At 39.6% G+C, this 11,889-nt stretch carries 10 protein-coding genes and 1 pseudogene; 3 read left to right on the top strand and 8 right to left on the bottom strand.

Annotated elements, in window-relative coordinates; genetic code table 11:
* The first annotated feature begins 152 nt into the window (after positions 1 to 152).
* The gene (locus FTX43_RS03680; RefSeq protein WP_002287399.1) at positions 153 to 1,127 is read left to right on the top strand and encodes an L-lactate dehydrogenase; all 975 of its coding nucleotides are present in this window, start codon (positions 153 to 155) and stop codon (positions 1,125 to 1,127) included.
* 169 nt (positions 1,128 to 1,296) lie between these two features.
* On the top strand, positions 1,297 to 2,694 hold the full coding sequence (locus FTX43_RS03685) for a L,D-transpeptidase family protein (RefSeq protein WP_002316851.1): 1,398 nt from the start codon (positions 1,297 to 1,299) through the stop codon (positions 2,692 to 2,694).
* Between the two features lie 81 nt (positions 2,695 to 2,775).
* Here the strand turns inward: FTX43_RS03685 and FTX43_RS03690 are convergent, their stop codons facing one another.
* Both FTX43_RS03690 and FTX43_RS03695 read right to left on the bottom strand, forming a co-directional pair.
* Positions 2,776 to 3,498, bottom strand: a complete 723-nt coding sequence (locus tag FTX43_RS03690; RefSeq protein ID WP_002290927.1) for a YebC/PmpR family DNA-binding transcriptional regulator — start codon at positions 3,496 to 3,498, stop codon at positions 2,776 to 2,778.
* Positions 3,499 to 3,576: 78 nt separating this feature from the next.
* Positions 3,577 to 4,083: a VanZ family protein gene (locus FTX43_RS03695; protein WP_002310414.1), complete on the bottom strand. Its 507-nt coding sequence runs from the start codon at positions 4,081 to 4,083 to the stop codon at positions 3,577 to 3,579.
* A gap of 121 nt (positions 4,084 to 4,204) precedes the next feature.
* Between FTX43_RS03695 and FTX43_RS03700 the strand changes: the two are divergent.
* Positions 4,205 to 6,003, top strand: a pseudogene (locus FTX43_RS03700) (M3 family oligoendopeptidase).
* Between the two features lie 67 nt (positions 6,004 to 6,070).
* Here the strand turns inward: FTX43_RS03700 and FTX43_RS03705 are convergent.
* The 6 genes from FTX43_RS03705 to rsgA all read right to left on the bottom strand — a co-directional run bounded on the left by FTX43_RS03705 (position 6,071) and on the right by rsgA (position 11,606).
* Positions 6,071 to 7,627, bottom strand: a complete 1,557-nt coding sequence (locus tag FTX43_RS03705) for an NlpC/P60 family protein (protein ID WP_002345658.1) — start codon at positions 7,625 to 7,627, stop codon at positions 6,071 to 6,073.
* 254 nt (positions 7,628 to 7,881) lie between these two features.
* On the bottom strand, positions 7,882 to 8,391 hold the full coding sequence (gene mreD / locus FTX43_RS03710; RefSeq protein WP_002310417.1) for a rod shape-determining protein MreD: 510 nt from the start codon (positions 8,389 to 8,391) through the stop codon (positions 7,882 to 7,884).
* A gap of 3 nt (positions 8,392 to 8,394) precedes the next feature.
* Positions 8,395 to 9,249: a rod shape-determining protein MreC gene (gene mreC / locus FTX43_RS03715; RefSeq protein ID WP_002316855.1), complete on the bottom strand. Its 855-nt coding sequence runs from the start codon at positions 9,247 to 9,249 to the stop codon at positions 8,395 to 8,397.
* A 155-nt stretch (positions 9,250 to 9,404) separates the two neighbouring features.
* Complete coding sequence (locus tag FTX43_RS03720) at positions 9,405 to 10,043, bottom strand: thiamine diphosphokinase (RefSeq protein WP_002335302.1); 639 nt, start codon at positions 10,041 to 10,043, stop codon at positions 9,405 to 9,407.
* Complete coding sequence (rpe, locus tag FTX43_RS03725) at positions 10,044 to 10,694, bottom strand: ribulose-phosphate 3-epimerase (RefSeq protein WP_002310420.1); 651 nt, start codon at positions 10,692 to 10,694, stop codon at positions 10,044 to 10,046.
* 12 nt (positions 10,695 to 10,706) lie between these two features.
* Positions 10,707 to 11,606, bottom strand: coding sequence for a ribosome small subunit-dependent GTPase A (gene rsgA / locus FTX43_RS03730; protein WP_104760129.1), 900 nt, complete (start codon positions 11,604 to 11,606; stop codon positions 10,707 to 10,709).
* Positions 11,607 to 11,889 lie beyond the last annotated feature (283 nt).

The raw sequence follows: 11,889 nt of genomic DNA on the forward strand, positions 1-11,889 counted from the left end.
ATAAAAATAGTGAAATAACACACATGTAAGCTTTTACATATAATACAACCTTGTTATCTGTTATATTTTATAGCCAAATAGCGTGACATGGGGCTTGAGAAATGTTAGCATAAGCATGGGAAAAAACAAATCAATGGAAGGATTGATACTAAATGACTGCAGCTGCAGAAAAAAAAGATCATCAAAAAGTTATTCTTGTTGGAGACGGCGCCGTAGGTTCTAGCTATGCCTTTGCTCTAGTTACTCAAAATATTGCTCAAGAAGTAGGTATCGTGGATATCAATACTGCTAAAACTGAAGGAGACGCAATTGACTTGTCTCACGCTTTGGCATTTACTTCACCTAAAAAAATCTACTCTGCTACTTACGCAGACGCACATGATGCTGACTTAGTTGTTATTACAGCTGGCGCACCACAAAAACCAGGTGAAACTCGTTTAGATTTAGTAAACAAAAACCTAAAAATCAACCGCGATGTTGTCACACAAATCGTTGAATCAGGATTTAACGGTATCTTTTTAGTTGCCGCTAACCCAGTAGATATTTTGACTTACTCAACTTGGAAATTCTCAGGTTTCCCTAAAGAACGCGTTATCGGTTCAGGTACGTCTCTTGACTCTGCTCGTTTCCGTCAAGCACTTGCGGAATTAGTTGACGTTGATGCGCGTAACGTCCATGCTTACATCTTAGGTGAACACGGAGATTCAGAATTCCCAGTTTGGTCACATGCAAATGTTGCCGGCTTGCAAATCTATGAATGGGTGAAAAACAACCCAGAAATCGATGAAGAAGCTATGGTTAACCTATTCTTCGGCGTACGTGACGCTGCTTACACAATTATCGAGAAAAAAGGTGCTACTTTCTATGGTATCGCAGTAGCATTAGCACGTATCACTCGTGCCATCTTAGATGATGAAAATGCTGTTCTTCCTTTATCAGTCTTCATGAATGGCGAATATGGATTGAACGACATCTACATTGGTGCACCTGCTGTTATCAACCGTCAAGGTATCCAAAAAGTAATCGAAATTCCTTTAAGCGACAGCGAACAAGACCGTATGGCTGCTTCTGCTAAACAATTAAAAGAAATTCTAGATGAAGCTTTTGCTAAACTAGACGCTGAATAATCTTTGAATATGACGGAAAACATCTAAACGGTGTTTTCCGTTTTTTTATTTTATCACTCTTATGGTTTCTAAATTTTTTCATAAAGAAGAGATAACCTTCGTCTTTTCGTCTAAATTATGCTATCATGAGACCGTTCCACCCTAAACTTTTACTTAAGGAGTTGTCGATATGACAAGATCTTCGCATCGAAAAAAATCGAAACATGTTGCTTTGCTTTCAGCTCTTGGTGTTCTCTTGGTGCTGATTAGCTTTTATACCTATCGCAGTACATACTACACAAAGCATTTTTTGCCGAATACGGAAATCAACGGAATAAATGTCAGCAATCTAACAGTCGAAAAAGCAAATGAAAAATTAAAAGAAGCTTATTCCGATAAAAAATTAGCTATTAAAGAAGATGGAAAAGTCTGGCAGGAAGTACCAAAATCTGAGCTCGGCTATAAAGATGATTTCACTTCTGAGCTTTCTCCGATCCTAAATGAACAAAACGGATGGACTTGGGGAATGACTTATGTTTCAGCAGCTGAAAAACAAGAAATCGATCCTATCAGTCAAGACCACCAGAAACTGGATACTACCGTTCAGACATTGACAACTAAACTGACTGATCTGAATAAAGACCGGACACCTACAACTGATGCAACAATTGAAAAATCAGGCGACTCTTTTGTTATCAAGCCTGAAGTCAATGGAAATACCATCAACGTCGATGCTGCGGTCAAACAAGTAAAAAGTGCAGTAAATTCCGGTAAAGATACGATTGAATTAACTGAGTTCAAAGAAAAACCAAAAGTAACCTCCGGAGACAGTTCACTGAAAGAACAGCTCGAATCCATGAATGCTATCGCAAAAGTAAAAGCTACTTACAGTATAAACGGGGAGACTTTCCAGATCCCATCAAGTGATATCATGAGCTGGCTGACCTACGACGGAAAAGTCGATTTAGATACAGAACAAGTACGTCAATATGTAACAGATTTAGGCACAAAGTATAACACAAGTACGAATGACACAAAATTTAAAAGTACAAAAAGAGGAGAAGTTACAGTCCCAGTTGGCACTTACAGCTGGACGATCCAAACAGATAGCGAGACAGAAGCGCTGAAAAAAGCTATTCTGACAGGCCAAGACTTTACTCGTTCTCCGATTGTGCAAGGTGGCACAACCGCTGATCATCCATTGATCGAAGATACGTATATCGAAGTTGATCTAGAGAACCAGCATATGTGGTATTATAAAGACGGAAAAGTAGCCCTTGAAACAGATATCGTTTCCGGAAAGCCATCTACACCTACACCTGCTGGGGTCTTCTATGTTTGGAATAAAGAAGAAGATGCAACTTTAAAAGGAACAAATGACGACGGAACACCTTACGAGAGTCCAGTAAATTACTGGATGCCGATTGACTGGACAGGTGTTGGTATCCACGATTCTGACTGGCAACCTGAATACGGCGGAGATTTATGGAAAACCCGCGGTTCACATGGCTGTATCAACACTCCGCCAAGTGTAATGAAGGAATTATTCGGGATGGTCGAAAAAGGAACACCTGTATTGGTCTTCTAACAAAAAAGAATTTATAAAAAGAACGCACCTGTACGAATCGTACAGGTGCGTTCTTACTTATTATCTCAACTATGCACTTGCTTACATTTCAGCAGCAGTAAAGACTTCTGAGACATCATCATCGTCTTCTAGCTTATCTACTAGACGTTCCAATTGCTCCCGTTGTTCCTCATTTAAATCGATCGTCGTTTGTGGGATCATCGTCAATTCTGCTTGCGCTAAAGTGAACTCTTTTTCCAGCTCATCTCGTACAGCAGCAAAATCTTCTGGTGCAGTATAAATCTCGAACACTTCAGGAGAAGTTTGCAGATCTTCTGCCCCCGCCTCTAATACATCTTCAAACATCGTCTCTTCATCAACAGCCAACCCATCGCGTTCAATGACGATATACCCTTTACGATCAAACAAGTAACTGACTGAACCCGTTTCTCCCAGTGACCCACCGTTTCGAGTAAAAGCTACTCGGACATTTGTCGCTGTCCGATTACGGTTATCCGTCAATGCATGGACTAAGATTCCTACTCCACCCGGGCCATATCCTTCATACGTGATTTCATCGTAATTCGTTTCATCTACGGCGCTGGTAGCCTTTTTAATTGCCCGTTCTACATTGTCGTTTGGCATATTTGCAGCTTTGGCTTTGTCCACAACAAGCCGCAGAGCTGGGTTCATGGATGGATCAGGACCGCCTGCTTTAGCTGCCATATAGATTTCACGAGAAAGTTTCTGAAAAACTTTTCCTCGTTTCGCATCTTGGGCATTTTTTCTTCCTTGGATATTATGCCACTTACTATGTCCTGACATGATTTTTCCTCCCTTGTTCTTTTGAGAATACACTTCTATTCTAGTACTATTTCACAAAAAAACAAAGCCACAGCCAATCTATAAACGCTTCTTGAATGTCGCAAAAAGCACACATAATACCACAGCAGTCAGAGCACCGATCGAATCCAGCATGACATCTTGGAACATAGGTGTTCGTCCACCGGTCAACATCTGATGGAATTCGTCCAAACCTGCGTACCCTGTTGCTGAAAGCCAAGCAAGGATCGCTGTCAGCCACCAAATCTTTAGTTTAGGGAAAACACCTAAAAACAAGCTGCCACCCAAAACAAAATAAGTACCAAAATGTGCGCCCTTTCTTAAAAAGAACTCTACAAATTTGGCGTAGCCCAGATGGTCGATACTCACGATACTTCCACCATAATTAAAACGTATACCTGCTAATGTGTCCTTAAATGGCTGATTAGGAAGCCAGCTTTCTAATCGCGAAACTTGTGATTGCTGTCCGTAAGTTTGAGAAGAACTGTAAAATAAGATGGCAACGACTATAAGTGCGATCACTAAATAAATATTTCCGTTTTTCAGTTGTTTTTTTGAAGAATTCATAAGTCACCTCTGTATTTATCTTAGACTTTTTTTGAAGAAACAACAATCATTTTCATAGAGACTTCTTCTATAAAAAAGTGCTATACTTAATTTTGTATTACAATATGAAGGGAGTTTTTTCATGAGTTATTCATTAAATTGGGATCTAGATTCTATTTTCCCCGGAGGAAGTCATTCTGATGCTTTGAACCAACGGATGAAGCAATTGGAAGACCAAACGAACGAATATTATCAACGTGTAACAAAATGGTCACCTAGTTCTGACAATGCAGAGCAGCTAAACGCGATTCTTCAATTGCAAGAAACGATTACGAACGGCTTTACCCAATGCAACAGCTATATTACTGCATTGCTTTCTGCCAATGTCAATGATTCAGATGCAAAGATCTTATCAGGGAAGCTTTACGCCATACTTCCTCGTCTACAATCAGCCGAAACAGTATTGTCGAAGAAATTTGCAGAAATATCTGACAATGATTGGAATCAGATGCTTTCCCAGGGTTCGTTTGAAACAATTGCGTTTCGTTTAAACGAGATCCGTCGTGACGGTTCACAATTATTATCAGAAGCTGAAGAGAACATTATCAACACGCTCTCATTAGATGGTCTAAATGCTTGGAGCAGTCATTATGATACGATTGTAGCCAGCATTTCGATTCCCTTCGAACAAGATGGTCAAGTAGTCGAATTATCTGCTGGCCAAGCCTTCAATAAGATGATGGGCGATCGAGATCCAAAAATCAGAGAAGCACTTTTCGCAGCATGGGAAAAAGCATGGAAAGAAAAGGCCCCCCTCTTCACAGATACTTTGAATCATTTAGATGGTTTCAGACTTTCTAACTATGAACTCCATGGCATCACGGATTTTCTGCAAAAACCATTAGAATACAACCGTTTGAAAAAGAAACATTGTCTGTCATGTGGGAGACGATCCAAAAAAACAAACAACCCCTTGTTGATTACTTGACTAGAAAAGCCAATCTTTTCGGTAAAGAAAAAATGGAATGGCAGGATCAAGATGCACCTATTATTTTAGGCGATTTGAAAGAAAAAACCTTTAGTTTTGACGAAGCAGCTGCATTTATTATCGAAAACTTTAATAAATTCAGTCCAAAAATGGCTAAATTCGCACAATCTGCTTTTGAAAAGAGCTGGATTGAAGCAGAAGATCGTCCTGGAAAACGTCCTGGTGGTTATTGTACTGAGTTACCAGAAACAAAAGAATCGAGGATCTTTATGACCTACAGCAATTCTGTTAATGAGGTTGCGACACTTGCTCATGAATTGGGTCATGCTTTCCATAGCAGCACGATGTGGGACTTACCTTCTTTAAATCGTGAATACGCAATGAATGTCGCAGAAACAGCAAGTACATTCGCAGAACTGATCGTAGCCGATGCTACATTAAAAGCCGCAAAAACAAAAGAAGAAAAAATCAATTTGCTAGATACAAAACTGCAAAATGCTTTAGCTATGTTCATGAATATCCATTCTCGATTCATTTTTGAGAATCGATTCTATGAAGCACGGCAAGAAGGATTAGTCTCAGAAGATAAGATCACAGAGATGATGGTTGAAGCACAAAAAGAAGGCTACCAAGGAGCTTTAGCCACTTATCATCCATATTTCTGGGCTGCAAAATTACATTTCTTTATTGATGACGTACCGTTTTATAACTTCCCATATACCTTTGGCTACCTGTTTAGTTTAGGCATTTATGCTTACGCTAATCAAAAAGGGGCAAATTTCGAAGAAGAATATATCCATTTACTACGTGATACTGCTTCAATGACGACGGAAGATCTTGCAAAGAAACATTTGAATGTTGATCTCACTCAACCAGATTTTTGGCAAGCAGGTATCGATATGGTGATGGAAGATATCCAAACGTTCATGGAATTGACAGAAGAATTCATCTGATTTCTATTTTCTCTCAATAAAAAAGAGTTAGTCCAGAAAAGGGCTAACTCTTTTTGATTAATCATTCTTACATGCTGACAGCAAAGTCAGGTGCAAACCATTGAACTGAACCAACTTTTACGCTTTCGCCTGGTTGAGGAGCATGGATATATTGTCCTCCGCCTAAAGCAATCGCTACGTGGTAAGTTCCGCCTGGTGAACCCCAGAATAATAAGTCTCCAGCTTTTGCTTGAGAAACTGAGATTTTTGTTCCAGCTGATTCTTGAGGAACTGTCCAACCACCAATGTCACGACCAGTTACTTGCAAGTAAACATAGCGTGTGAATCCTGAGCAGTCAAATCCACTTGGATCTTTACCGCCCCAAACATATGGAGTACCAATATATTTGTAAGCTTCTGCTACGATTGCTGCACCATTCACACTTCCAGAAGGCGTTGGTGTTGGTGTTGTATTAGTTGTGTTATTAGTTGCATTACTACCAGTACTGTTCCCAGGATCAACACTTTGATCTGTTGATGGTGTTGTAGGCGCAGGTGTTGTTGATTCTTCTGTTGAAGTTTCAGGTACAGTTGTTGACTCTTCTGTTGTTGAAGATTCTGGTACAGTTGTTGACTCTTCTGTTGTTGAAGATTCAGGCACTGTTGTTGATTCTTCTGTTGTTGAAGATTCAGGCGCTGTTGTTGATTCTTCTGTTGTTGAAGATTCAGGCGCTGTTGTTGATTCTTCTGTTGTTGAAGATTGAGCAGCTGATGATGATTCTTCAGTCGTTGAAGATTGAGCAGCTGATGATTCTTCTGATGCTGAGCTTTGTGCAGTTGATGAAGCTTGAGTAGCTTGTGCTTCAGCTTCTGCTTGTTCGCGTGCTTCTTTTTCAGCTTTTTCTTGTGCTGCTTGTTGACGTGCTTGTTCTGCTAGACGTTGTTGTTCACGAATGCGTGCTTGTTCTGCTTCAGCTTCTGCTTTTTGGCGGTTCAAGTCAGCTTTCTTGTCTTCAGCAGTTGCTTGTTCAGCAGCTAATGAAGTTTTCAGTACGTTCAAATCAGCTTGTTTAGATAAAAGATCGCCCTTTTGAGATTCCAAAGCAGCTTGGTTTTCAGCTAATTCTTTTAGTTTAGCATCGTTTTCAGCTTTTTTGTCTTCTACAGCTTTTTTATCTTGTTTTTGTTGTTCCATCAAGTCGTTGTTTGCTTTTACCATCGTTGTCATTGCTTGAACGCGTCCGATAGCATCTGCTAATGAATCAGCATTCAATACAGCATCAATATAGTTTGAGCTTGTATTGCTTACTTGTGCTTCACGTGCTTGTTTTTGGATTGTATCTTCACGTTTTTCAATACGTTCTTGTAAATCTGCAATATCTTTTACTAATTGTGCAGATTCTTGACGCAATGTGTCTTGTTTTGCTAATAGATCTTGTGCTTGTGTGTTGATTTCAGAAACTTGGCTTTCTAGGGCATCGATTTGTGATTGTGCATCTGCTTGTTGGTTTTTCAAGTCTGCAATCTTTTGATCTTGTTGTTGTATCTGAGAATCAAAATCGTCCGCCGCGGCAGCGATCGGTGATGCTACGGCAGTCAAGGTCATTGAACATACCATTACTGCTGATATTAAACTCTTTTTCACTCTTCATTCCTCCGACTGGCTTAATTTAATAAATATCTAAATATATTTAAGTCTTTCTTAACGATATAAAAATTGTACCATAGCAGTATGTCAGCGATATAATAGTTATGTTACAAAAATGTTTCAAAACAACCTCTAAAAATGACAAAACTGTTCGTTTCAGAAAATGATCATGAAAAAGGCATGCTAAGACGGGCTTTTTTTAAGATAACAATAATTCTTTTTTACTTTCAGACGAAAAACAAAAAAAGAAATTATTCATCACTGAATAATTTCTTAAATGGAAAAATGAATAATACAAAAATAATCATGTTCAACAGTAGTGTAGGCCCTAAGAACCTTGTAATAAAATACGTGTTATTTACTACTGCTAGTTTAAAAATCAATTGGACCACCATCGTAAACAGTTCATAACCCGTGACAAAGATAATCATACTGAAAAATTCAGTAAAGATGTTGACGTGGATGACATCTTTCATTACGTACATCAACCATACGATTAAAGGGAGAGCTACTGCATAGATACCGATAACACCGATATAGTAAGCATCATAGACTGCACCGAGAACAATCGTGGTGATTAGCAAATAGCGTTTTTCAAATGCCATACTACAACATAACAATGCCAAGATCAGAAAGTGGGCATTTGACATATAACTGCCTTTCGACCACTCTCCTAGCATTCTTGTTAAATGGCCATCTAGCAACATCAAAAAGAAAAGAACGATTGGCAGATAGTACTTCATTGTTTCTTTTTTCAACATGGACTAATCCTCCGCTAGCCGTTGGACAATCGTCACAACTGACACATCATACATTTCTGCATAAGGTTTCACATACACTTCCCGATCCAGACCATAACTGTCTGGTTTCGTTTTGATAACCGTACCGATCGGCAAGTTAGCTGGAGAATTTCCTCCAAGACCGGATGTCTGAACAACATCCCCTTCTTTGATATCCGTATCACCAGTCAATTGAGTCACCACTAATGCATGGAGTTTTTCATCATAGTTTTTAAGCAAACCGAATGCTTCGCCATTAGCCGAAGATACCCGTACTGGAAAATGATTGGAGCTTTCGTTAGAGGATGACAGTAATTCGATTTTAGACGAAGCTGTATTGACTTCGATCACTCGGCCAATCAATCCTTTTTGCGACATGACTGCCATATTTGCTTCGATACCGTCTTTAGAACCCTTGTCTACGATCAGCATGTCCTGCCAACTATCTGGTGAACGAGTAATGACATTTGCCGTTACTTTTTCGTAACTCGTCAGCGTTTGGTTCAAATCAAGTTCTTTTTTCAAAGATTCGATTTCTCTCTCGTAATTCTTGTTTTGCTGTGCAACGTCATCATAACTATCGATTTTTTCTTTTAGCCGCTCATTTTCGGCATAAGTTGAAAAAAGACTATGGACAGAATCTACTCCGTTTCTCACCCACCGTACTGGGGCAGAAATTGTTTTATCAACCATTGCAACACTGTCATTAACGATGGATTGGAAGAAATTAGGCTTTCCTTCATTCGCTCGCTGTGCAGCGGTCACACTTAGTATCGTCACCACGATGATAACAATAACCAAGGTAATAATAATATTTTTATTAGGATTGAACTTCTTCACAAAGACACCTCGAATTAATTAGACTCTTGTGTTCAATTTTATCACTAAATGCCGGGAAACAAAAGGCAAGTTGCTCCTCTTAAGCTTTTTTTTAGTAAATAATAGATTCTGTCATTTTTAGCCTGAAAGACAAAATTTTTCCTTTTGTTCATTGGTCAGTCTTTGCTTTGAATAACTGCAATCATACCATCTGAAAAAGAAAATTCAGCGGTATCTGAAAGAAACTCGTTACTTGCATAAGATGTCGGGTATTCAACTGCTTTATTTTCCAATACATACTTACTGCCTTTCAATGTAAGATCCGAGACGGGCGTCAAACAGCAATAAGCTAGATACTTCATACTTGGAACCTGTCTTACTATATGCTTTCCAGGCAAATAATAAGCCAAATAATTTTGACGATCTCTAATAATAAGCTGATGGGCAAACGGTTTGAAGCGAGGTTCCAGACCTAACCAGAGATTGGCTAAAAGATGATCCAATCTTCCGCCTGTGGCGCCGATCAAAGTGACTTCAGCTTGCGGATAACGTTCAAATGTCTTTAAGATCCCCAATTGTGTATCTGTATCGTCTTTTTCTGCGGGTGAACGGGCATACTCTTTGGCTTTTGCAAATACTTCCTCCTGCTCTTCGTTCGACAATGAATCAAAATCACCTACTGCCAGATCTACTGGGTAGCCTGCTTGAAGCAGATACAGCGCACCACGATCTATTCCGACATAGGCATCGTATTTGGTCAGTAAAGGCTGCGGCCAGTTTTCCGGATTACCTCCAGCAGCTAATAAAATTTTCATTTAATCTAATGCCTCTTTTAACCGTTCGATTTGTCCGACTGGATTTTCGGCTCCATAGATATATGATCCTGCAACAAAGACATCCGCCCCTGCATCTTTACAGACTTTTGCTGTTTCTGGAACGATTCCTCCATCTACTTCGATTGCATAAGACCAATTGTTCTCTTTACGTAGATCAGCGAGTTCTGCGATTTTTTCTACCGTTTCTTCAATAAAGCTTTGTCCGCCAAACCCCGGATTGACAGTCATGACTAGCACTTGATCAGCCAAAGGCAAAACATGTTTGATCATGGAGACTGGTGTCCCTGGATTAATAACTACTCCAGCTTTGACACCTAAGCTTTTTGTCATTTGGAGTGCCCGATGGATATGAGGAGTTGCTTCTACATGGACAGTAATGATATCTGCTCCAGCTTTCGCAAATGCTGGAATGTAATTTTCCGGATCAACGATCATCAGATGAACGTCTAGCGGTAATTTAGTGACAGGTCGGATTGCCTGAACAATATTTGGCCCTAACGTGATATTTGGGACAAATTGGCCATCCATGACATCTACGTGGATGTAATCTGCGCCTCCTTTTTCTACTAACTCAATATCTCTTTGTAAATTGGCAAAATCTGCGCTCAAAATGGATGGTGCTATTTTCATTCTTGGTTCCTCCTATTTTCGTTTACCTTCTTTTTTCGTATACATGGGTTTTCTTTTCTCGATTTCTTGTAAGAATTGCAAATAATTATCGTAACGTGTCTGTGCGATATCACCTGTTTCTACTCTTTGTTTCACTTCACAGCCAGGTTCTTTGGCATGCATGCACTCTCTAAATTTGCAATGGGCAGAAGCTTCCACAAATTCCGGAAATTGTCTTGGCAATTCTCCTGCTTCGATAGTCAAAAAGTCAATCGAGCTGAATCCTGGTGTGTCTGCTACTAATCCATCATAGATAGGGAGTAGCTCCACATGCCGTGTTGTATGCCGCCCTCTTCCAAGTGCATCAGAAATCTCTCCTGTTGCTAAATTCAGTTCTGGAGATATTTGATTCAGTAGTGTTGATTTTCCTGCTCCAGACTGTCCCATGAAGACCGATAGCCGTTCTGGAAAGTAACGAATCAATTCTGTCGTGTCACCCGCATGATTGGGTACAATCACTGGGTAGCCTATCTTAGTATAGGTTTGTTTGATTTCTTCGATTTTTTTCGGTTCGTCTAACAAGTCGGTCTTCGTCAAAAAAATGAGCGGTTCGATTGATTCATATTCCAAGGTAACTAGAAAGCGGTCAAGCAGATTATAAGAAAATGCAGGTTCCACGATACTTGTGACAATGATTCCAAGATCAACATTTGTGACTGGCGGGCGAACTAATTGATTTTTTCTCGGCAAGATTTCCAGAAGATAGCCGTCTGTTTGATTTTCACTCTCAAAGATTACCTGATCTCCGACAAGCGGCGTGATTTTCCGATTCCGGAAATTCCCTCTTCCTCTTGTTTGATAGGTCTCTCCGTCTGCGTATACATAGTAAAAACCGCTGATTGCTTTTCTGATTTGTCCTTTGATAAGTGCCACCTCCGTTTTTGTTTATTTTACCATATGAAAAGGAAAGTAGGTGTCGTTCCACGCAAACTTCTCAAAGTAAAAGGCTTGAAAACTAATCAAAAGGGATAGAAAACACAAAAAAGGAACTGTGACACAGTCCCTTTTTCCGAGTAAACGGTGTTCCAGAAGTAGCTTCTTCGAAAAATAAGCCGAAATTTCACAAAAATTTGAGAATCAATTTTCGTAAATTCCTTCTTATTTCTTGAAGCTGATCACTTCTGTCACAACCTCTTTGTTCTATTTTATTAAAAAC

This window comes from Enterococcus sp. DA9, from assembly GCF_008000875.1.
Lineage (GTDB): Bacteria > Bacillota > Bacilli > Lactobacillales > Enterococcaceae > Enterococcus_B > Enterococcus_B lactis.

Excerpts from the sequence above, each read along its gene's own strand:
- rpe (WP_002310420.1), bottom strand. The coding sequence starts at position 10,694 with ATGAAAATAGCACCATCCATTTTGAGCGCAGATTTTGCCAATTTACAA.
- FTX43_RS03720 (WP_002335302.1), bottom strand. The coding sequence starts at position 10,043 with ATGAAAATTTTATTAGCTGCTGGAGGTAATCCGGAAAACTGGCCGCAG.
- FTX43_RS03695 (WP_002310414.1), bottom strand. The coding sequence starts at position 4,083 with ATGAATTCTTCAAAAAAACAACTGAAAAACGGAAATATTTATTTAGTG.
- FTX43_RS03680 (WP_002287399.1), top strand. The coding sequence starts at position 153 with ATGACTGCAGCTGCAGAAAAAAAAGATCATCAAAAAGTTATTCTTGTT.
- FTX43_RS03690 (WP_002290927.1), bottom strand. The coding sequence starts at position 3,498 with ATGTCAGGACATAGTAAGTGGCATAATATCCAAGGAAGAAAAAATGCC.
- mreD (WP_002310417.1), bottom strand. The coding sequence starts at position 8,391 with ATGTTGAAAAAAGAAACAATGAAGTACTATCTGCCAATCGTTCTTTTC.
- FTX43_RS03685 (WP_002316851.1), top strand. The coding sequence starts at position 1,297 with ATGACAAGATCTTCGCATCGAAAAAAATCGAAACATGTTGCTTTGCTT.